At 60.6% G+C, this 20040-nt stretch carries 17 protein-coding genes, 1 rRNA gene and 1 pseudogene; 8 read left to right on the top strand and 11 right to left on the bottom strand.

Annotated features, from left to right (window positions below; genetic code table 11):
- Together O2S87_RS06570 and O2S87_RS06575 are read right to left on the bottom strand one after the other, a co-directional pair.
- Positions 1-117: ribosomal RNA gene (locus tag O2S87_RS06570) — 16S ribosomal RNA — on the bottom strand; the annotation flags it as partial.
- 719 nt (positions 118-836) lie between these two features.
- A complete protein-coding gene (locus O2S87_RS06575; protein WP_475408064.1) occupies positions 837-1145 on the bottom strand; it encodes a non-histone chromosomal MC1 family protein in 309 nt (102 codons plus the stop codon).
- 236 nt (positions 1146-1381) lie between these two features.
- Here O2S87_RS06575 and O2S87_RS06580 point away from each other — a divergent pair, with 236 nt between their 5' ends.
- Positions 1382-1579 (top strand): hypothetical protein, encoded by a 198-nt coding sequence (locus O2S87_RS06580; protein ID WP_475408003.1) that lies wholly within the window; start codon positions 1382-1384, stop codon positions 1577-1579.
- A 72-nt stretch (positions 1580-1651) separates the two neighbouring features.
- A complete protein-coding gene (locus tag O2S87_RS06585) occupies positions 1652-2707 on the top strand; it encodes a quinone-dependent dihydroorotate dehydrogenase (protein ID WP_475408004.1) in 1056 nt (351 codons plus the stop codon).
- A gap of 57 nt (positions 2708-2764) precedes the next feature.
- On the opposite strand, the gene O2S87_RS06590 is transcribed toward O2S87_RS06585, so the two are convergent.
- Positions 2765-5437, bottom strand: coding sequence for a valine--tRNA ligase (locus tag O2S87_RS06590; protein ID WP_475408005.1), 2673 nt, complete (start codon positions 5435-5437; stop codon positions 2765-2767).
- Between the two features lie 150 nt (positions 5438-5587).
- Here O2S87_RS06590 and O2S87_RS06595 point away from each other — a divergent pair, with 150 nt between their 5' ends.
- Positions 5588-7312 (top strand): histidine kinase N-terminal 7TM domain-containing protein, encoded by a 1725-nt coding sequence (locus O2S87_RS06595; RefSeq protein WP_475408006.1) that lies wholly within the window; start codon positions 5588-5590, stop codon positions 7310-7312.
- Positions 7313-7388: 76 nt separating this feature from the next.
- Here the strand turns inward: O2S87_RS06595 and O2S87_RS06600 are convergent, their stop codons facing one another.
- The 4 genes from O2S87_RS06600 to pheS all read right to left on the bottom strand — a co-directional run bounded on the left by O2S87_RS06600 (position 7389) and on the right by pheS (position 12838).
- On the bottom strand, positions 7389-8408 hold the full coding sequence (locus tag O2S87_RS06600; RefSeq protein ID WP_475408007.1) for an AIR synthase family protein: 1020 nt from the start codon (positions 8406-8408) through the stop codon (positions 7389-7391).
- 91 nt (positions 8409-8499) lie between these two features.
- Positions 8500-9519: a DHH family phosphoesterase gene (locus O2S87_RS06605; RefSeq protein WP_475408008.1), complete on the bottom strand. Its 1020-nt coding sequence runs from the start codon at positions 9517-9519 to the stop codon at positions 8500-8502.
- A 65-nt stretch (positions 9520-9584) separates the two neighbouring features.
- On the bottom strand, positions 9585-11333 hold the full coding sequence (pheT, locus tag O2S87_RS06610) for a phenylalanine--tRNA ligase subunit beta (protein WP_475408009.1): 1749 nt from the start codon (positions 11331-11333) through the stop codon (positions 9585-9587).
- Complete coding sequence (gene pheS, locus O2S87_RS06615) at positions 11333-12838, bottom strand: phenylalanine--tRNA ligase subunit alpha (RefSeq protein WP_475408010.1); 1506 nt, start codon at positions 12836-12838, stop codon at positions 11333-11335. Before pheS ends, pheT begins: the two co-directional genes overlap by 1 nt.
- Positions 12839-13207: 369 nt before the next feature.
- Between pheS and O2S87_RS06620 the strand changes: the two genes are divergently transcribed.
- The gene (locus O2S87_RS06620) at positions 13208-13429 is read left to right on the top strand and encodes a DeoR family transcriptional regulator (protein WP_475408011.1); all 222 of its coding nucleotides are present in this window, start codon (positions 13208-13210) and stop codon (positions 13427-13429) included.
- A gap of 296 nt (positions 13430-13725) precedes the next feature.
- On the opposite strand, the pseudogene O2S87_RS06625 reads toward O2S87_RS06620, so the two are convergent.
- The 3 genes and pseudogenes from O2S87_RS06625 to endA form a co-directional block, all read right to left on the bottom strand.
- A pseudogene (locus tag O2S87_RS06625) lies at positions 13726-13908 on the bottom strand (acetyltransferase); the annotation flags it as partial.
- 6 nt (positions 13909-13914) lie between these two features.
- A complete protein-coding gene (locus O2S87_RS06630) occupies positions 13915-15513 on the bottom strand; it encodes a tryptophan--tRNA ligase (protein ID WP_475408012.1) in 1599 nt (532 codons plus the stop codon).
- Entirely contained in the window at positions 15510-16586 is a 1077-nt protein-coding gene (gene endA, locus O2S87_RS06635; RefSeq protein WP_475408013.1) for a tRNA-intron lyase, read from the bottom strand. The genes O2S87_RS06630 and endA overlap by 4 nt, the downstream gene beginning before the upstream one ends.
- A 106-nt stretch (positions 16587-16692) precedes the next feature.
- Between endA and O2S87_RS06640 the strand changes: the two genes are divergently transcribed.
- The 3 genes from O2S87_RS06640 (at position 16693) to O2S87_RS06650 (ending at position 18505) form a co-directional block, all read left to right on the top strand.
- Entirely contained in the window at positions 16693-16917 is a 225-nt protein-coding gene (locus O2S87_RS06640) for a CDGSH iron-sulfur domain-containing protein (protein ID WP_475408014.1), read from the top strand.
- A 161-nt stretch (positions 16918-17078) separates the two neighbouring features.
- The gene (locus O2S87_RS06645) at positions 17079-17402 is read left to right on the top strand and encodes a winged helix-turn-helix transcriptional regulator (protein ID WP_475408015.1); all 324 of its coding nucleotides are present in this window, start codon (positions 17079-17081) and stop codon (positions 17400-17402) included.
- Positions 17403-17467: 65 nt separating this feature from the next.
- Positions 17468-18505, top strand: a complete 1038-nt coding sequence (locus tag O2S87_RS06650) for a zinc-dependent alcohol dehydrogenase family protein (RefSeq protein WP_475408016.1) — start codon at positions 17468-17470, stop codon at positions 18503-18505.
- Here the strand turns inward: O2S87_RS06650 and O2S87_RS06655 are convergent.
- Positions 18502-19269 (bottom strand): topoisomerase DNA-binding C4 zinc finger domain-containing protein, encoded by a 768-nt coding sequence (locus O2S87_RS06655; protein ID WP_475408017.1) that lies wholly within the window; start codon positions 19267-19269, stop codon positions 18502-18504. The genes O2S87_RS06650 and O2S87_RS06655 overlap by 4 nt on opposite strands.
- Positions 19270-19345: 76 nt before the next feature.
- On the opposite strand from O2S87_RS06655, the gene O2S87_RS06660 reads away from it, so the two are divergent.
- Positions 19346-20029 (top strand): HAD family hydrolase, encoded by a 684-nt coding sequence (locus tag O2S87_RS06660; protein WP_475408018.1) that lies wholly within the window; start codon positions 19346-19348, stop codon positions 20027-20029.
- The last annotated feature ends 11 nt before the right edge of the window (positions 20030-20040 follow it).

The following is a 20040-nucleotide window of genomic DNA, read 5'->3' on the forward strand; positions in this document are numbered from 1 at the left end:
CTGAAGGGTAGCTTGGCCACGTGTTACTGAGCTATCTGCTACGAATCTAAGTTCGTACAACTAGCATGGCTAAATCGAATCCCAATAGCAATGTCCTCCGGCAGGATCAACCGGAATGTGTCCAACCCAGAAGGGTTGGGGGCTGGCGGGAACGATCTCCATCAGGAGATCGGTCACCAAATATATGTGTCTCATTGCATGGTCCGAGTTCGGCGTCCTCCGAGCAATCGGGTGACACCGAACTACCAAGGCTAACGTCGGACCCCATCTGTACGGCGTACCGCAGGGGTGAGGTCCCCATTTCTTCGGATTGAGACGTAGTTGAGTGACGGGTATAAACCCGTCGAACTCGACTGCACCTCAGTCCACGAGTGCCGACCGAGTTGAACGGCCTTGCAATCTCGTGTGTTGTCTGTTGCATTCCATCCGAATGCCCTGGTATACTTAAGGGCGTTGGTTCGAGATGGCCGCCGTCGGGCGATTCCGACCACGGGTGTCGAACGGGGCCGCCCCGCCCGACCTTCGCATTCATACGGATGGGAGGTTTGTATTTAACCCCGTCGAACCAACGGCGCCACGTCATGCGGTTTCATGCCGTGTGGTTCGAATCACACACCGTATGTTTTCGACATAAAGAGAGCCACGTCGACTCGGAGCTCCAGAGTAGACACTTCCGGGCCAAATATCACGCGGCAGGAGATCGAACGGTCATCCCTTGCTTTCACAGGCGGTCCCGTCGGGTGAATAGCCGCGCATCAGAAACTCACAGCGAGAGAGACTAAACAGTATCGGAGCCACGGTTCGCCGCCAAAATAGTCAGCTCGGTCGACCGGAGCTCACTCCTCGAGGTGTTCGATGCCCTGTTTGGAGACGTTGGCCTCCGTGATCTCGTCGGGCATCCAGTCGGGCTTGTTGTCGGGGGCGGTCTCGTGCCATGCCCAGCCCTCATAGATGTGCACCTTGTCGGTGCCCTTCTCACGGAGTTCGAGGTCGACACGTTCGGCTTCGTCCTCGGACGGCGCAGGATCGAGTCGACGCGCTGCCTTCAGTGCAGCCTGTCGTGGTGTGTTTCCGGAAAACACACTCGCTTCTGATCCATCTGTCGTGCGGAGCGCGAAATTTCGCTTACCATCTTCTCGTACCATGGTTTTACTCACCATGGCAACCGAGTACATGGTCTAATATAAATATATCGGGTAAATGAGTACTTTTCAGCCCAAATTTTAAATATTATCATCATTCGTCTCCCGGTTATTCGATCCAAATCGGTAGCACGCGGTGGGATGCGACAAGGTAAGCTGTATCGCGCGCTCGCGATGTTCGAGAATTGGTAAACAACACTTATGTATTCGGTGGGGTGAGTTGGAGACAGACACCCGCGATGGTTCGCAAAAAAAAGCTCAGCCCGAGTGGTGCAAAAGACGAAGACGGCGAGTACCACAACGTCCATGTCAACTTACACGAGGACGAACTCACTGTTGCCGGTATGGATATCGGCGATGAAGTGTTCGTCCGCGTGCGTGACGGGAAGATAATCATCCAGAAAGCAGACCCCGATACCGTCGAACACGATTTCTAACACCGAGAACAGAGCCATCACCGGGACAGCGGTTCGGGAGGTTGATTGCTGTGGACTCGGTTTGCCAACGTAATGCGTCCATATACGCTCACTAAATCCGTCTTGTTTCTGCTTCCACCCGAAACCGCCCACCGTACGGTACACACAGCACTCCGAGCGGCCCAAGAGACGCCCATTGTCGACCTGGTTCGTCGACGGTATACCGTCAGTCATCCCCGATTAGAAACCACTGTGTTCGGCCTTGAGTTCCCGAACCCGGTCGGCGTCGCTGCGGGGTTCGACAAAAACGCCGAAATCCCTCGCATGCTCGAAGCGCTGGGCTTTGGACACGTCGAGATCGGTGGCGTTACCGCAGAACGCCAACCAGGAAATCCCAGGCCTCGAATGTTTCGCCTGCCGGAAGACCAGGCACTGATCAATCGGATGGGGTTCAACAACGACGGGGCCGACCGAATTGGTCGACGGCTCGATAGCGAACCACAGCCAGACGTGCCGCTGGGCATCAACATCGGGAAATCGAAGTCGACGCCCTTGGAAGAAGCCGCAGAGGACTACCTCTACACGTACGAGCACGTGGCCGGTGCGGGCGACTACTTCGCAGTCAACGTGTCGAGCCCCAACACGCCGGGGTTGCGATCGCTCCAGAACCGCGATGCCTTGGAGGAGATCCTCGGAACGCTGAAAAACGCCGGTGCGCAGCCCCTTTTGGTCAAGCTGTCGCCGGATCTCCCCGAACCCGCCATAGAGGATGCCCTGGCAGTCGTCGACGAACTCGGACTCGACGGCGTGATCGCAACCAACACGACGACGAGTCGCCCCGACTCGCTCCAGAACCCGAACAGAGCCGAAACAGGGGGGCTGTCGGGCAAACCGATCGAAGGCGAGGCGACCGAGTTGATCCGGTTTATCGCCGAGCGAACCGACACCCCCATTGTCGGCGTCGGTGGCATTAGCGATGCCGAGGGAGCCTACGAAAAGATACGCGCGGGCGCGAGTATTGTCCAACTCTACACCGGTCTCGTCTTCGAGGGACCAGCGGTCGCACGCGACATTAATCGAGGTCTATTGAAACTCTTAGACCGCGATGGATTCGACTCCATCGAGGAAGCGGTCGGCGTCGACCTGTAATCCTGGCCTACCGAAAAGTAGTAAGCGGCGGTTTAGATAGGAAAACGGACCGATCAGTTAGGCCTCAGCGATAATAACCATGGTGTCGCCAGCTTCGAGCATCTCACCGTCGCCGACGTACTGGCGTTCGCGGTGGACCTCGAAAAGGTCGGCACCGAGTTCCTCGCCCGCGACGTGGAGCTCATTGTCGACTAGTTCGTACTCACCAGACTCGATTCCGGTTTCGAGATCCGGCACCTGTGCGCCGTACTCGGGGCCGACCTTCGCGTAGTCGAGTTTGATTTCCGTAATGACGGATTCGATTTCGGGCTCGGCATCCAGGACGGTGAGCTCATCGACGTGCATGACACCGCGGATATCGTCCTCGAATCCGTCGATCGGTCCGTAGACGTCGACCGCACTCAGTTCGGCGTTGAGCGGGAGTTGGCGGTCACTTTTGTATTTGCGGAGCGCGCTGACGACCGACATGGCGGCGTTGCCACCCTCGCGGTCGGCCTCGATGCCGAGCGGTTCGGGCCACGCGGTGTGGTGGACACTCGTCTCGCTGTCGTACATATCCCGATACAGCTCCTCGGTGACGTGGGCCAGCTGTGGGGCGAACAGTTTGAGGAACCGTTTGTGCGCAGTGCGGAGCGTGTAGGCCGCCGAGGCGTCCTCGCCCTCGTCGAGTCGCTGTTTGGCGATTTCGAGGTAGTCGTCACAGAACGTGCCCCAGAAGAAGCTCCGCAGGCCGTCGCGGGCCTTCGAGAACTCCCGAGCACCGAGATAGTCGGCGGTCTGTTCGATGGTCGCATCGAGTTCGGCCAGCAGCCAGCGGTCGATCCCCGCCAGCTCGTCGGGCTGGTCGACGATGTCGGGCGCAAGTGATTCGACAAGCTTCGAGGCGTTCCAGAGCTTGCGGATCAGTTTCTCGCCCGCACGAAGCCCCTTTTCCTGGTACGGCAGATCGTCACCGATCGCGCTTCCGGCGGCCCAAAAGCGGGCGGCGTCGACCGGATACTTGTCGAGCACGGTATCTGGGTCGACGACGTTGCCCTTCGATTTGGACATCTTTTCGCGGTTTTCGTCGAGGACCATCCCGTTAATCATCGTCGCGTCGAACGGCACCTCGCCGGTGTGTTCGTAGCACTTGATGATGGTGTGGAACAGCCAGAAAGAGATGATGTCGTGGCCCTGTGGCCGCAGATCCATTGGGTAGATTTCGGGGCGCTCCATCGTGAATTCGCCAGCCTCGTCGTCCCAGTCCCAGCCTGCATTGATAAGAGGAGTCAGAGAGGAGGTCGCCCACGTATCGAGAACGTCCTCTTCGGGGACGAATTCGGAGGAGCCACACTCCGGACAGCTGTCGACCGGTGGTTCGTCCGAGAGTGGATCCACGGGGAGATCAGCCTTTGCGGCGAGGACTTCGTGGTCGCAGTCGGCACAGTACCAGACGGGGAACGGAATCCCCGACGAGCGTTGCCGGGAGATACACCAGTCCCACTCCAGGCCGTCGATCCAGTGTTTGTACCGCGTAAACATCTTGTCGGGGAACCACTCCATCTGCCTCCCGGCGTCGAGATAGGTCTCGCGTTTGTCCAGGACGCTAACGTACCACTGCTCGGTGACGCGGTACTCGACGGGCACGTCGTCGCGTTCGTGGACCTGAACGACGTGTTGGATGGCACGGCGATCCCGTAGCTGGCCCACTGTATCGATGTCGTCGACGATGGCTTCGCGGGCCTCGTGGGTGGTCATTCCCGCGTAGTCGCCCGCCAGATCGGTCATCGTCCCTGATTCGTCAATGGCGACCCGGAGATCGAGATCGTGGGCCTGGTACCACTCGATGTCGGTCTGATCACCAAAGGTACAGCACATCACGACGCCGGTTCCTTTCTCCATGTCGACGCGGTCGTCCTCGTAGATCGGGACCTCGTGGCCGAACACCGGCACTTTGGCTGTGCCGCCGACCAGATGGGCGTTGCGGTCGTCCTCTGGGTGGACGAACATCGAGACACACGCCGGGATGAGTTCCGGTCGCGTGGTCGAGATCACGATGTCGTCGCCCGGGTCGGTCGCGGTCTCGTACTCGTAATCGTCGTCGACGAGTGCGTCACCAGCGGGCTCGCGGCCGCTCTCGACGAGTTCGAAGGCGATGTCGTTGAAGTAGGAGTCCTCTTCGAGATCCTCGGTTTCGACCTGCGAGATCGCCGTTTCGCACTCGGGACACCAGATTGCGGGAGCTTTCTGGCGGTACTCACGTCCCTTCTCGTAGAGATCGATAAAGGAGAGTTGGGAGACGCGCTGGGAGTCCGCCGAGATCGTCTGGTAGGTGTTGTTCCAGTCGATGGAGATCCCCATCGCCTGCATTTTTTCGGTGAAACTTTCCTCGTACTGCGCACAGACTTCGCGGCACTTCTGTTGGAACTCGTAGCGTTCGAACTCCTGATGGCGAATTCCGAGTTCGGATTCGGTCAGGCGCTCCGAAGCGATCCCGTTGTCGTCGTAGCCGAACGGATAGAAGACATCGTTGCCCTGCATCCGCTCGAAGCGCGCGACGATGTCCTGAAGGATCGTCCCATAGACGTGGCCCCAGTGGAGGTTTCCGGACACTGTTGGCGGCGGCGTGTCGATAGCGAACGTGGTGTTCGGATCGGTCGACTCGGCGGGATACGCGTAGGTCTCGTCGTCGACCCACTGGGCTTGCCACTTGGGCTCGACAGCGTCGGGATCGTACTCTCCATCAGGCATTAGTCGGCGAAACACACCGCGGGGACTAATATTAGTCGACTCGGTAGTTCGGCCGATGGCCAGACATACCGACGAGAGCCGACAACGGGTAGTATCAGGCCAGAAATCCGGGCCGGACACTTTATTTAAGTGTGTGATATGGATCAGATAGTGATTGAATCGTTTCCATGGTTGGCCATCGGATCGTTTGGCGCTGGTCTCCTGTCGGTGTTTTTCCTCGGCTATCTGTGGCCCTACCGAAATGAGACGGGCGCGACATATTTCATGGGCGTTATCGGCTGTGTCACTCTCTGGACGGTCTCCTACGGGGCAGCCCTGTTGGTTTTCGATCCCACACTCAGATTTCTGTTCGAGATTCCGATCTGGGTCGGGATCAATTTCAGTGGCGTGTTCTTTCTGGCGTTTGCGCTCGAATACACCGGCCGCAGACAGGCTGTAGGGTCGCGTCCCATGGTGATCATTGTCACTGTGCAGCTGGTGCTGACAGGCATTATTGCGACGAATCCGCTCCACAGATTCGTCTGGAGCGAGTACACCGTCGTCTCAGTCGGCAACGTCGCCGGTGTCCAGTTGACCAACGAACCGCTAGTGTATGCGATTTTGCTGAGTACGATGATCTTGACAACCGTCGGCATCGCCGTACTGGTCGACGCGTTTGCGAGCTACGGGCCCCTCTACCGCCGACAGACGATTGCAATCGCGCTGTCGCCGATTCCAATCGCAGTCGGACTGGTGCTGTGGGGCCTGCAGGTCGGCCCGACACCCCAACTCAACTTCGCGCCGCTGCTGTTTCCGATCCACCTCGGCTTCGATATGTACGCCTTTTTCCGGCGCAATATGTTCGAGCTCACGCCTGCAGCCCGGCGGGCTGGGGATCGGACCGCAATCGACGATCTCGGAATCGGCGTGCTCATCGTCGACGATGATTCGCGGATTATCAACCTCAACGAATCGGCCGCCGAGACGGTCGGGGTTGACAGAACCGAGGCACTCGGCCAGTCTATCGGTGACGTGTGGCCCGAGATCGATCTCACACGCAACGACCAACGGATCCACCAGCCGACCGACCGCCAGCCCCGTGAGTACGCGGTATCGGTCTCAACAATCCACGACTCCGGGAACAACCCAGTGGGCCACTCGGTGACCCTCCAGGACATCACGACCGAACGCCAGCGCGAACAGCGGCTGGCGGTGCTCAACCGCATTCTCCGGCACAACCTCCGCAACGATCTCAACGTCGCCAGCGGCTATCTCGAAATCGTCCGCGAACAAAGCGACGACGAAGAGACCAAACAGATGTTGGCGGTCGCCGAACGCAACGTCGACGGCGTCCTAGACCTCGGCGAGAAAGCCCGGACAGTCGAACGCACGCTGGAAGCCGATACGCTCGGCACCGAACCTGTCCACATCAGACCACTGATCGACGATCTGGCCGACAGTCTGACCAACCAACACGGCGGGACGGTCGACAACCAGGTGATCGAAGACTTGCGGATCGAGACGAATCCCCAACTGCTCGCAAGCGTGTTCGGAAACCTCATTGAGAACGGATTGGAACACAGCGATGCCAACAAACCCGCGGTCACAGTCGACGCCGTGGTCGACCACCAGACTGCCCGGTTCGACATCCGGGACAACGGGCCGGGAATCCCACAGCACGAACTCGACGTGATCGACGAGGGCGAGGAGACAGACCTCGAACACGGCAGTGGGATCGGACTCTGGCTCATCGAATGGGGGAGTACAGCTCTCGGCGGCAGCGTCGAATTCGAAACCGGCGATAGCGGAACGACGGCGACGTTCAGGCTGCCGAACGTCGTTGGATTGGTTGAGGACGAGGACGCATCGAACGAAGCGCAGGCAGCATCGAGTTGAGTACTGGCTGTGTGGTTCGCCAAAACGCACCGAGTAGGAACCGCGTAGGCACCGACTATGGCTTGGTAGTCGACGACTACTCACCAGACTCGGCTTCGAGCAGGGCCTCATACACCGGCCACGAGGAATCTCCCTCGGGTGGCTGGGTCGACTCGCCATCACGGATGACCCCAGACCCGGATTCGACACGACCGATTACCGCTGCAGCGGTGCCACGGTCACCGAGCGCGTCCAGGACCCCGTCAGTTGACTCGGGGTCGACGGCGATCAACAACGAGCCCGAACTGGTCGCGGTCCAGGAGTCCATGCCGAGCGTCTCGCAGAGTGTGAGGACATCGGGATTGGTCGGCACACGGTCACCGTCGACGCGGAACTGAACGCCTGCGCCAGTAGCCATTTCATGAAGCGCGCCGAGCAGGCCGCCTTCGGTTACGTCGTGCATCGCAGTCACGTCACCAGCGTCGGCTACGGCGAGGGCGTCACGGATGCCATCAAGGTCGTCAAGGCGGGCGGCAACACGGTCGACGACACTCTGCTCGCAGTCGATTTTGTCGGGAAACAGTGAGGCGAACAGTGCGCAGGCTTCGACTGCCGGGCCAGTCGTGAGAACGACATCGTCGCCTGGCCGCGCGCCGTCGGGTCGGATGATATCGTCGTGTTCACCGACCGCCATCGCCGTCGCGCCGCCAACCCACGGGAACGAACAGCCAGCGTAGCGGGCGGTGTGGCCGGTGACGATGTCGACGCCCAGATCGGCGCACTCGTCGTGGATCGAACCCCAAAGGGTGGCGAACTCGTCGTCGGTGATGGCTGGTGGCAGCGTAAAACCGATGGCGAGATGCGAGGGCGAGAGTCCAGAGACCGCGACATCCGCAAGGACGATCCGGACCGCAAAGCGGCCAGCGCGCTCGAAACCGAGGTCGGGGAGAATTGAGACGGGATCGGTGGCGACCGCGAGCGCGGTGCCGTCGACGTCAATGACGCCGAAGTCGACGCCGTGTTTCGGGCCGATTGTGACATCGGATCGGTCGGCACCGAGCCGTGGGGCGATCTGTGAACCGAAGAACTCGCGCGATATTTTTCCCGTCGATGGCATTTAGGTAGAAAATGGAGGCGACTGGTTTGGATGTGTCGACAACGAAAGAGCGTTGGGCGAGTCACGAGATGGCAATTCACGGTCGGTGGTTTCAGTCACCCGCGCCATCGGTGAGATCGAACGCGGCGAACAGACGCGCAGTGATGACGCGGTCGACGATTGCAAGCAACTGTTCGTCGTCGGTAGTGTAGTCTGCAAAGAGACCGAGCGGGATCTCGCCGCCCGCGACATCGTGATGGCCGCCCGCGCTCCCCACGTCATCAAACGTCTGTCTGAGTACATTGCCTATATGAACGCGTGGGTCGGGCGACCGCGCACTCAGGTGGATTGAGTCCTGGATGATGCCAAAGACAATCACCGTTTCGACGCCCTCCAAGGTGGCGAGATAGTCGGCGGCCTGGGGGACCGCATCCCGTTCGGTCGTCCGGCCGACGTGGGAGACGAGCATCGCCGATTTCGTCGTCCGGTTGCTGATCGCCGTCGCAATCGCATCGAGGGTTGCGCCGGTCACCGAGGGCGTCGACAGCGTTCGAAGCAGGTCGGGATCCACGTAGTTGTGGAGGTATCCCGCCGCGTCGTATTCGGCAGAGGTCGCACCCCGAAGGAAGTTGAGCGTCTCACGGCGGATCGCAAACAGTAGCGCCGTCGCGAGCATGGCGTCGGGGTCGATGTCGAGGTCCCGAATATACTCGGTGAGGATCGTTGCCGCCGCGCCGATCTCTTCGCGGTGGTCGACGAAGCGGGCGTCGATCCCCTCGGCAGGGTGGTGATCGATCACGATGTCGAGGGCCGTCTCCTCGGGGACGTCGTTGTTCGCGCCAGGGATCGAGTGGTCGACGAACGCGACCAAGGAGTCCGCAGGCCGGTCGGTGAGCGTGTCCGGATCGAACGATTTGAGGTCGATCTCGAGCAGGTTGACGAACGCACGGTTCTGCTGGTGGGAGATAACGCCACTGTAGAGAATTTCGCGCTCGTCGATCCCGGCGTCGGCCGCGATCTGCCCCAACGCGAGCGCACTCGCCAGACAGTCCGGATCGGGGTTGTTGTGACAGATGATGTGGAGTTCGCTGCCCTCCGAAAGGAGGTCGTAGAGATCCTGAGCGGCACTCATTATCCGATAGATGATTGCCACGTACTTAGGCGTACGTTGCAGCCAGCGACAGAGACGCCGAATCGTTATTCGGAGAGCGCCTCAAGCCGGAGCTCGAACGCCGCGACCGGCAGTTCGAGATCGTGGTCGACCAAGACCTTCGGATGAATCTCACCGATGACACCCACCGTCTCGCCGTCGACCACGACATCAGCGACCCGCCCGTTTATAAACGACGGGTGCTCGGTGGCAGGCGTTTCGAGGTCGACACCGAAGTCCCCACAGAGCACGGCCAGCCGCGCCTTGGCGTCCTCGTAGGTCGCATCGTGACGGGCGATAACCGCCCCAATCGACCGCCACTCGGCGACGTTGGTGTTCTCGCTTTCGTCGACTTCAGCTGCGAGTCCAATCTCGGCGAGTTCCTGCGGATACGCGCGGTGGGTGTTGTTTTCGAGGACCATCAGTAGCGATGGCAGGACCCAGCTTCGGAGTTGAGTGTAGTCCTCGCTGTAGGGGCCCGTAATATCGACCGGCTTGCCCGCGCCGATGACGCCGCTTCCGGGCTCGACGTTGAGCCGGTTGTAGTTGGCCTCCGCCGAAATCATGTGGAAGTTCAGCAGATCCTCGAAGCCCAGCCCGACGAGACTCGCGCGGGCGGCGTCTTCGAGCCGGGTTCGCTCGTGTCGACCGCCGACGGTCCCCACGTCGGGATAGCGCGGTTCGAGTTCGTTGAAGCCGTAGGCGCGGCCGAGGTCATCAACCAGATCCATCGGGTGGAGTACATCCACTCTGTAGGGTGGGATTTCGACCTCGTAGACAGCCCCTTCAGCATCGTCCGAGTCGTCGACCGTCGCCGAGAGCCCAGCGCGCTCGAAGAGATCGAGCACGGCCCCCTGCCCAAAGTCGACGCCCAGGACGGTCTCGATGCGGTCGTGGCTCAGGCGTTTGGTTCGAACGTCGAAGTTCGGCCGGACGAGGTGCGGGCCGTACTCGTCGTCCCCCTGGACGCCCGCGTACTCGATTTCTACTTCCTCGATAGTGCCGCCGCGCGCCGACAGCGCATAGCAGATGATGTTGCAGATGTGATCAATTGTCCACTGATCAGTCCCGGTGAGTTCGATCAGCAGATCACGAGATTCGGGTTCGACCTCGGTTCGTCGACCGTTGATCACCGGCGGGAACGAAAAGAGCCCGAGTTCGTCGTAGATCGCGGGATACCGCTCGAAGTCAGTTACGAGATCGGCGTATTTCCTGCCTGTGTCGTGTCGTTCGAGCACTTCGGCAGGCGTCATCTCCTCGTCCGAATCGAGTGGAACGAAGCTCACACTCTCGGAGTCGACTCCCTTATAAATAATCGACGGCCCGTCGGTTTCCTCGTCGTAGGGCTGGCCCTTCAACATCGTTAGGTCGTGGATACCGATAGCAGCTTTGGCCCGCTTGCGACCCATCGTGGCGTGGAGCTTTTCTTGCAACTGGATGAGCGAGTCGAGCGCGGCCTCCGAGAGGTTCACATCGCGGACGACGGCACCGGTGACGTAGGGTCGACCCTCGGGAACGCTCTCGTCTACGTGGAACGTCCAGTCGGCGTCGTTCGTCTCGGGGACGTACACGCCGTGATCGTCGCCGTACTGGTAGCGAAGGGATCGGGCGACACCTTCGACTGACAGGCGGTCGAGGCGGTCGGGCGCGAATTCGAGTTGCATCATCCCCTCGTCGGTTTCGCCTTCGTATTCGAGCCCGAGGTTGAACAGGTCCGATTTGAGTTCCTCGTCGGATTTCTCGTCGTGGCCGGTCAACTCGCGGAGTTCGTCTGGATCGACGTCGACGACTGGCATTAGTAAACCACCTCAGTTTCCCGCAGCAGTTCGAGATCACACAGCGTCCCGTGGACATCCCGAATATCTTCGAAGCCGTACATAAGCATCAAGAGCCGCTCTAAGGCGAGCCCCCATGCCATCACGTCGCATTCAATTCCAAGTGGTTCGAGCACCTCGGGTCGGAACATTCCCGAGTTCCCGATCTCGACGAGTTCCCCGGTCGTTGGATGCGTCCCGAACAGTTCGAATGAGGGCTCCGTGTAGGGGTTGTAGTGGGGTTTAAATTGGATATCTTCGATCCCGAACTGCTTATAAAACTCCTCGAAGGTGCCCATTAGATCTCGGACCGAGAGCTCCTCGGCCATCACCCAGCCCTCGATCTGGAAGAACTCGAGAAGGTGAGTCGGATCAAGTGTGTCGTTGCGGTAGACTTTCTCAACCGAGAAGTACCGCTGTGGCGGCTCGATGTCCGCACCAGCAAAGCCGGAGAGATATCGCATTGAAAGCGAGGTTGTGTGACCCCGGAGGGCAACGGCCTCTGCAAAGTCGCGGCTCCACGGAGAATGATAGCCCTCGCCGTCCTCGCCAACACCCTCGCGGTGGGCGGATTCGACACGGTCGACGAGTTGGTCAGGCAACTCCTGAATCGGCGGCACGTCGAGAGCGAACCGATCCCAATGCGTTCGAGCGGGATGATCTTGCGGCATGAACAGACAGTCGTTGATCCAGAAGTCGGCGTCGGCGTGCGGGCCGTCCATCTCCTGAAAGCCCATGCCGACCAGCACGTCCTTGACACGGTCGGCAGTCTGTCGGAGGATGTGTTTTCGGCCGCCGTCGACGCTCGGCGCGTCCGCAGCGACGTTGTACTCGGTGAACTCGACCTCTTCCCACTCGCCGCTGGTCAACATCTCAGGAGTGAGTCGGTCGACCGTCTCGGCGGCCTCGATCCCCTCCATTAGCGCGGTGACCGCCTCGTCAGTGAGCGTGACTGTCCGGAAGGTACGTTCGCTTTGCTCGACCAACTCGCGGCGTTCGAGCCCATCGAGGAGGTCGGTATCGTCGACCGACTCGCCTGCCGCCAGCGTTTCGAGCGCGGCGGCCTCGGGGTCGCTGTCGGGATCAGCGTCGGGGTCCGCCGAGACCGCCCCGGAGTCGATCGAGCCGTAGCCCTTGCGCGCGAAGTTCGACAGGGCGATGTCGACCTGCGGGCCGCCGAGCCCCGATGCGCCGATGAGTTGACCCATCGAAACTGGCTCGTCGTCGGCTCCGGCCTCGATGGCAGCAGTAAAAAGGCGGACCTCGGGAAGGCCTTCGTCGAGGTACTCGTGGGCTTCCTCGGTGAGTTCGGCGCTGGTTTCGGTCGTCTCGTCGACCGTGACGAGGCCCTCATCGCGGAGATCGAAGGCTGCGCGGGTGACGGCGGCGGGGTCGAGCCCTGTTTGGTCGGCCAGCCGCTCTGTGGCTGTTCCATCAGTTGCGTTCGCGGCTTGTAGGACCGCGAGCTGTGATTCCGGGAGTCGCATACAGTTGTTGAGAAGGATTCTGTGGGGTCGACAGTTAGCGTTTGCGAAGACAGCAGCGAAACGAGGAGTCAGGCTAACCACTTGAACAGTCGCTTGCGCCACGTATCTACCCCTTCCACTCGAGTGTTGTCCGCTACAGGAACGATCGACGCACCACAAACAGTGGAGTTTCCGGATGGGGCCACGGCACAACAACTCCACGTTTGCAAAGAAGGGAGACGTTGATTGGGTCGACTCGAGATGACCGACGTCGTCTTCTGGTGTACTAAAAAGCGGTGAGAAATCCCGGAACCAGACACCCGCAGCCCCCAAGTGAATTACAGGTGTGTGACCAGTAGAATTAACAATGTGTATTTATTCCATACAGTTGTGACTGTGGACAAGGATACAAACAGAAATCCCTCAAACAGTCCCCGGGATGAAACGATCCTGTCCCTCCTCGAAAAGCACAGGGCCTTGCCAACAGATACAGTGGCCGCAGAAATAGACGGGAACACCGAAACCATTCACAACCGGCTTCAGATGATGGCGAACGCCGGGTTGATCGAACGGCGTGAGACAATCAAGGGTGACGTTTGGTTGATGTGGTGATCAAAAGAGAGCGACAATCAGATGCTGGTCGACGGCGGTCAGCCCTGTCGTTTTCGTTGCTTCTACCACCCTGAGTTATGGCTTCAGAAGTCGCATCGCTTGGGAATAAATTCTGTGGAGTTCGACAGGTGGCGTGTGCGAAGATGCAAGTCAAGCACTACGCTGAAACCCAGTCGATGAATTTTTGTTGGGTTTTCAACAGTCGTCAGAAATTGTGGGTCTGATTGGCCCCCAGCCGACGGGCGATTCAACAGTAGTGTCGGCGAACATTCTGCTATTTGTCCGACATACAACGATCAGGGTTGCTCGGTCGCGTCGACCGCTTTTATATTCGTTGCCGGGTTGCCGCCGACGATCACGCCGTCAGGGACGTCCTCGGTGACGACCGCGCCCGAGGCGATGACGGCGTCGTTGCCGACCGTTACGCCAGGGGTGACCGTGGTGTGGCCGCCGATCCAGACGGTGTCAGGGGTTCCGGAAATCGATTAGTGCGAACCGCCGGGGCCGCGGCGGTCCGAATCGAGTTCGATGTCGACCTGTTCGAGCAGCTCTCTGGCCTCCTCGCGTTTTTCCTGGTGGTCGGCGAGGAACTCCTTCATCAGCACGGCAGCCTGCTCTTTGCAGTCGCCACAGAGTCGCTCGCCGCCGACACACTCGTCGTAGACTTTCTTGGCGAACGCATCATCATCTTGGGCCAAGAGATAGGCGTACAGTTCGTACACCGGGCAGTCGTCAGCCTCGCCACCCAACTCTCGCTGGAGTTCGGCTGTTTCGCGGCCGCCAGTGGTCGCTGATTTGACCTTATCGTAGCCGTCTTCAGGATCGTCAAGCAGGCTGATGTGACTCGCCGGAATCGACGACGACATTTTGCCGCCCGTGAGGCCGGTCATAAACCGGTGGTAGATCGACGAGGGTTGGATGAAGCCGTAGCCACCGGTGTCGACCTCCACCTCACGAGCCAGCGATTCGGCCTCGCCAAAGTCGAGATCGAAAGCGTCGATATGCCCCTCATACACCCGTTTTTCGCCCTCGATGGCCTCGATCATCGCCTCAAAAGCCTTGTCTGGGCCGTGACGGTGGAAAAAGCGAACACGTGGCCGAACTGGCTCCATCCCGGCCTCCGAGAGTTTGTCGACCGCCGAGGCGCGTGCGGCGGTGCGTTCTGAGTCGACCTCGTGGTCGGCGAGCCAGTCGGCGGCGTCCTCACAGCGAACCAGCTCATCGTCCCCGAGTTCGGCAGCGAGGGTGTCGTAGGCCCGCCGAATCAGCTCGCCTTCGACGGCATCTGTCTCGAAACTCGCGTAGGCTTCGGTGACCTTGAAAAACCGCATTCGGACCGAGAGATCCCGTGCGAGTCGGACGTGGGGGTCCTGATCCGGACCGACCGGGATGACGGTGGGTTTGGGGCCGTCGACCAGTTGTGGGTAGAGCATGTCGGCCATCTGGGTGACGACGCTCTGCATGTGGCTCACGTTGGTCTCGCCGTCGAAGCCGTAGATCGAGGCGAACTCCGCGAAGCGAGCCTTCGAGCCGAGTTCAAACGCCAGATCCTGTAGCTCGCGGTTCTGCGATTGGCGATACAGGGTCCCGTCCTCGGGATCGAAGCCGAGCGCCAGCAGACTGAGCAGGTAGCTCTCGGCGTGTTCGTCGATCTCGTCCCAGCCCATCCCGCGGGCGGAGTGGGCCTCCAAGTCGGCGATCAGGCCATACGCGTCGGCACCCTGCTGTTGGTGCCAGATGATCTCGTCGAAAACGAGCTTGTGGCCGATGTGTGGGTCACCTGTGGGCATGAATCCCGAGAGGACGGCAGCGGGCTCGTCGTTCGAGAGGGCTTCGGCGACCGGGCTATAATCGCGGTGGCCGAAGATAACCCCCCGGCGCATCAGGTAGTGTGGATTGGGAACGTCGGGGAGGATCTCGTCGAACTCCTCGATACCGAACTCCTCGAACAGTTTGCGGTAGTCGGCGACCGTCGACGATCCCCAGGGGTCGATGGTGGTTTCATCTACGCCGCCGTCTGTCAGCGGCGTGGCTCCTGATCCAGTGCCACCATCGTCGGTCCGTGGTGTCTCGTCGTCGGTCATGGTGTCAGGCGACTCACGGTGAGCCACTCTATGTCTCCGTTGGCTCCGGTCAGCGCAAAAACCATTCGTTTCCGGACCCCTCCGGCGAGCCGCACGTCCAGCGATAGCTCGCGCGGATCGAACGCGTGGTCGGCCTTGAGGACTCGTACGAGACACTCCGAGTGTGGCAGCTCGTCGACCGACTCGACCGTATTGTACGTTCGAAAGTCCGCGCCGAACTTGTAGCCCGTTTTGGGGACGACTTGCTGGCTCCGCAACGCGCGGTAGACCGCCAGTCGGCGGTCGAACCGCTCGCCTTCGACCGCACGCCCACGCTTGCGGATTGCCTCGATAGCAGGGCCGTCGACGCTGTTCAAATAGAGATGGCCATCGGCGGCGAGTCCGGCAGCCTCGACCAACGAGAGTTGGACGGCCGAGTCGACGATGGCTTGGCGGGCGGTCAGCGGCTGGCCGTAGAAACCATGCTCGTAGAACTCCTCGGGCGCTTCCCAGACGACGACTCGGTCATCAATCAGCGAGCCTGACAGCGAGTCGGGCGGCTGGTAGGTCGTCCCTCCCTCGAAGTGGGGGGTGGCGGTTTCCAGATAGGAGATCTCGCTTTCCTCGTCGACGACGGCGAGCGTCACATCTCCCATGTCACGTGCAGGGATCGAGGCTCGTTCGCCGACCACGACGATCCGATGGGCTGGCTCGCCGTCGCCGGGTTTGGTGCCACGAGGGTAGACGGTGAAATCGGTCCAAGAGTTGTCGTCGGCTCCAGGCCACCCCTTGCGGGCGGGCGAGAGATAGAAGCCTCGGTCGCGGAGTTCGGCGTAGACGAGGAATCGGAGCGCAAAGCGGTCGACCGCCGCGGCGGAGGCGACAAAAAAGGCCTGGAAGTCGAGGTGGCGACCATCGCCGGCGTGGTCGACGATGTGGTCGAGATCACCGCGGAAAAGCAGATGGGCTGCTTCGACACGCGAAACGCGGATCGAGTTGCCGCCGTCGGGGGTGCCGTAGCCGCGGGCGTCGTGGAACTGCTGGCGGGCGTTGCCAGCGATCTCGACGACACCGTCGCGAAGCTGTCCGTTCATACTCGTTCGGTGATTGGCTGGCCAAAAGAGACTGCGGTTCGACGATCGGTTTCGGTAACACTAGTGTCACTGTCGACATTATATAAACCGGGAGGGTTGGGAACGTATGGCACGCGAAGTGACCCACGACCAGCCGGGACCGTACGTTGTCGGCGAGGACGAACTAGCCGAAGAGGGCGGCACCGTCGCCTTCTGCCAGTGTGGGCTGTCGGCCAACAAGCCCCACTGCGATGGCTCGCATGGAGTGGTCGCCGACGAAGACGACGGCGTTGTTTATAAATACGACAACGATGACGACGAAGGCGAGCGAACCGTCGTCAGCGACGACTGAGTCGCAGGCTGTTTTTGAATAGCCCGGCTATAGGTAAGTAAGCCGACGCCAGCGGAACGCAGTCGAATCCGATACCAGCAGCCGCAACGCTCGATAGCAGTTGTAGAATGTAACCACGTTACAATACGAACCACTATATTTCTCGATCTATATGTGGTCGTATGGCAGAACAGCAGCAAACGGCCGTCGACGATTCGCCGTGTCCGGTGATCGAGTCGCTCGACGAGATCGGTTCCCAGTGGCGGCTGGCGGTGCTCTACGACCTACAGGACGGCGAAAAGCGGTTCAACGAACTCAAACGGTCGACCGGCGCGAACTCGCGGACGCTCTCGCGTGTCTTGGACGACCTCCAGGAGACCGAGTACGTCTCACGTCGGTTCGAGGAGGACAAGCCGATCGCGACCTACTACTCGCTGACCGAGAAAGGCGAGTCGCTGTGTCCGGTGTTCGACGAGATCAAAGCCTGGTCCGCCGAGTGGCTGTAGCAGGGGACCGAACACGAACGCAGACCGAGGAGTAGGTTTTTGCGCCGCCGAGACAGCGATACGGTATGCGCGCAGCACGATTCTATGGCCCGAGCGATATCCGCGTCGACTCGGTCGACGAACCCACACTCGATGCAGCGACGGGTGCGATCATTCGAGTAACCCATACTGCGATCTGTGGCTCGGATCTCTGGTTCTATCGGGGCGAAAGCGACCGCGATGTCCCCTCTCGCGTCGGCCACGAGCCGATGGGGATCGTCGAGGAAGTCGGCGAAAGCGTGGTTTCGGTCGAACCGGGCGACCGCGTGTTCGCTCCGTTCGTTATAAGCTGCGGGCGGTGTGAGTTCTGTCGGAAGGGACTCCACACGTCCTGTCTCAACAGCGACAGTTGGAACGGAGCCAACGGTGGCGCACAGGGCGAATACGTCCGGTGTCCAGAGGCCGACGGCACCCTCGTTCGGGTACCTGACCGCCACGCCGACGACGAAGACACCCTGCGGTCGATCCTGCCACTCACGGACGTGATGGCCACGGGCCACCACGCCGCCGTCAGCGCTGGCGTCGAAGCTGGCTCTACCTGTGCAGTGGTCGGCGACGGCGCAGTCGGTCTCTGTGGCGTCCTCGCTGCCCGTCGGCTCGGAGCCGAGCGAATCATCGCCATCGGGCACCACGAGGATCGCCTCGAACTCGCCGCGGAGTTCGGCGCGACCTACCTCGTAAGCGAACGCGGCGAGGCGGCGGTCGACCGCATCCAGGAGTTGACCAACGGCGGTGTCAACCACGTCCTGGAATGCGTCGGTGCCACGTCGTCGATGGAAACCGCCCATGGGATTGTCCGTCCGGGCGGCACCGTTGGCTACGTTGGCGTCCCACACGGCATGGGCGAGGGGCTGGATCTCGAACCGTTCTTCCGTGGCAACATCACGCTCAACGGTGGGGTTGCGCCGGTGCGGGCCTACGCCGAGGAGTTGTTGGCTGACGTACTGCAGGGAACGCTCGATCCCTCGCCGATCTTTACGAAGACCGTCGACCTCAACGGGGTCCCGGAAGGGTATGCAGCGATGGACAACCGCGAGGCGATTAAAGTGTTAGTCAAACCCTAACGGCCTGACTGAGCCGACTCCGTCGAGGCGTTGTCAGCCGTACACCGACCGTTGAGACACCGTTCGCCCGAAGCGGTTCGGAACCGTGGCAGGCCGCACTCACAGTCGCCAGTCACGACGCCGGATGGAAAGGAAAACGAGGTCTCACAGGTCGGGTAGTCGTCACACCCGAGGAAAATGCGGCCGTCTGGGCTCCGAACACGGAGTGGCGAGCCACAGTCGGGACAGGTCCATTCCTCGTCGAAGCTCTCGCGGACGGCCGTCGACAGCGACTCGCAAGCGTAGTCGACACAGAGGTCGAACGACTCGCCACGGGCGACGCGAATCTGTGGGAGCCCACAGTCCTCACACGACGAATCGAGAACGGTCGCTCCGGTAGGCAACCCGAACCGCTCTTCGCAGCTGAGACACTGAACCTCGTCGCGGGATCTGACAAGCGGCCCAGCACAGCGCCGACAGCGCCCAACCGGGACACCGGCTTCGGAGACGGTGAACGATTCGAGTCCGGCCGCCGAGTTGGAGGTCACTAACAACTCTTGGCTATCGGCGTGAGCTCGAAGGCTGAAATGCGTGCCATCGTGCTCGATCGTGACTGAATCGGGGCGAGTAAGCCACGCGACCGGCTGGTAGCCATCCGCATCGTGGACCAACACGGTGTGATCGGGTTTGACGAGAACCACGACGTGGCCTCGCTGAATGCGATCGCGGGTTCCTTCGAACCGAACGGTACAGTCGCCGGCGAGAATCCGGGTTTGCGGGGACATAGCGCCAGGGCATCTGGCCTTTTGGCTTCTAAACTCTCGGCCGAGACTCTTTATCCGAAGCCACATATCAGACAGTATGGATTCCAGCAAGGGTGAGAGCACAGCCGTGTTGTTCGATATGGACGGCGTAATCGTCGACTCCGAGCGTTATTGGCGAACCGAACAGCCCGAGCACATCTTTCCAGCGACGCTCGACGGCGAACACCCCGATCTCGACGAGACGACCGGGATGAACTACCGGGAGATCTACGACTATCTCGACGAGCACTACGAGACGACAATCAGCGAGGAGGAATACATCGAGATCTTCGATGCGACCGCCCGCGAGATCTACAGCCAGCGGGTCGCCCTCCTCGATGGCTTTCACGACCTTGTTTCGGATCTTCAATCGCGGGGCGTCCCGGTCGCCATCGTCACCTCCGCACCGCCAGCATGGCACGGGATCGTCACCGAGCGGTTCGACATCTCGGTCGACGAGACGATCAGCGCCGAGGATATCGACGGCAACGGCAAGCCAGCACCCGACATTTATCAGTACGCCGCCGACGTCGTCGACCGCGAACCGAGCGAGTGTCTCGTGATCGAGGACTCGAAAAACGGCGTCAAGGCGGGCAAGAACGCAGGGATGACCGTGATTGCCTACCGGAGCGGACCGAACGATGACACCGACCTCTCGGCGGCCGACACGGTCGTCGAGAGCGCCGAGTCGCTCCGCGAAGCGATTCGGTCGTGGGTCGACGACGCTTCGATCGAACACTGACCACGACCGAA

The sequence above is a fragment of the Halohasta sp. A2 genome (genome assembly GCF_056175805.1).

Bases quoted from the DNA above. Each gene is read 5' to 3' on its own strand.
- O2S87_RS06575 (WP_475408064.1), bottom strand. From the start codon at position 1,145: ATGGTACGAGAAGATGGTAAGCGAAATTTCGCGCTCCGCACGACAGAT.
- O2S87_RS06580 (WP_475408003.1), top strand. From the start codon at position 1,382: ATGGTTCGCAAAAAAAAGCTCAGCCCGAGTGGTGCAAAAGACGAAGAC.
- O2S87_RS06585 (WP_475408004.1), top strand. From the start codon at position 1,652: ATGCGTCCATATACGCTCACTAAATCCGTCTTGTTTCTGCTTCCACCC.
- O2S87_RS06590 (WP_475408005.1), bottom strand. From the start codon at position 5,437: ATGCCTGATGGAGAGTACGATCCCGACGCTGTCGAGCCCAAGTGGCAA.
- O2S87_RS06600 (WP_475408007.1), bottom strand. From the start codon at position 8,408: ATGCCATCGACGGGAAAAATATCGCGCGAGTTCTTCGGTTCACAGATC.
- O2S87_RS06605 (WP_475408008.1), bottom strand. From the start codon at position 9,519: ATGAGTGCCGCTCAGGATCTCTACGACCTCCTTTCGGAGGGCAGCGAA.
- pheT (WP_475408009.1), bottom strand. From the start codon at position 11,333: ATGCCAGTCGTCGACGTCGATCCAGACGAACTCCGCGAGTTGACCGGC.
- pheS (WP_475408010.1), bottom strand. From the start codon at position 12,838: ATGCGACTCCCGGAATCACAGCTCGCGGTCCTACAAGCCGCGAACGCA.
- O2S87_RS06630 (WP_475408012.1), bottom strand. From the start codon at position 15,513: ATGACCGACGACGAGACACCACGGACCGACGATGGTGGCACTGGATCA.
- endA (WP_475408013.1), bottom strand. From the start codon at position 16,586: ATGAACGGACAGCTTCGCGACGGTGTCGTCGAGATCGCTGGCAACGCC.
- O2S87_RS06640 (WP_475408014.1), top strand. From the start codon at position 16,693: ATGGCACGCGAAGTGACCCACGACCAGCCGGGACCGTACGTTGTCGGC.
- O2S87_RS06645 (WP_475408015.1), top strand. From the start codon at position 17,079: ATGGCAGAACAGCAGCAAACGGCCGTCGACGATTCGCCGTGTCCGGTG.
- O2S87_RS06650 (WP_475408016.1), top strand. From the start codon at position 17,468: ATGCGCGCAGCACGATTCTATGGCCCGAGCGATATCCGCGTCGACTCG.
- O2S87_RS06655 (WP_475408017.1), bottom strand. From the start codon at position 19,269: ATGTCCCCGCAAACCCGGATTCTCGCCGGCGACTGTACCGTTCGGTTC.
- O2S87_RS06660 (WP_475408018.1), top strand. From the start codon at position 19,346: ATGGATTCCAGCAAGGGTGAGAGCACAGCCGTGTTGTTCGATATGGAC.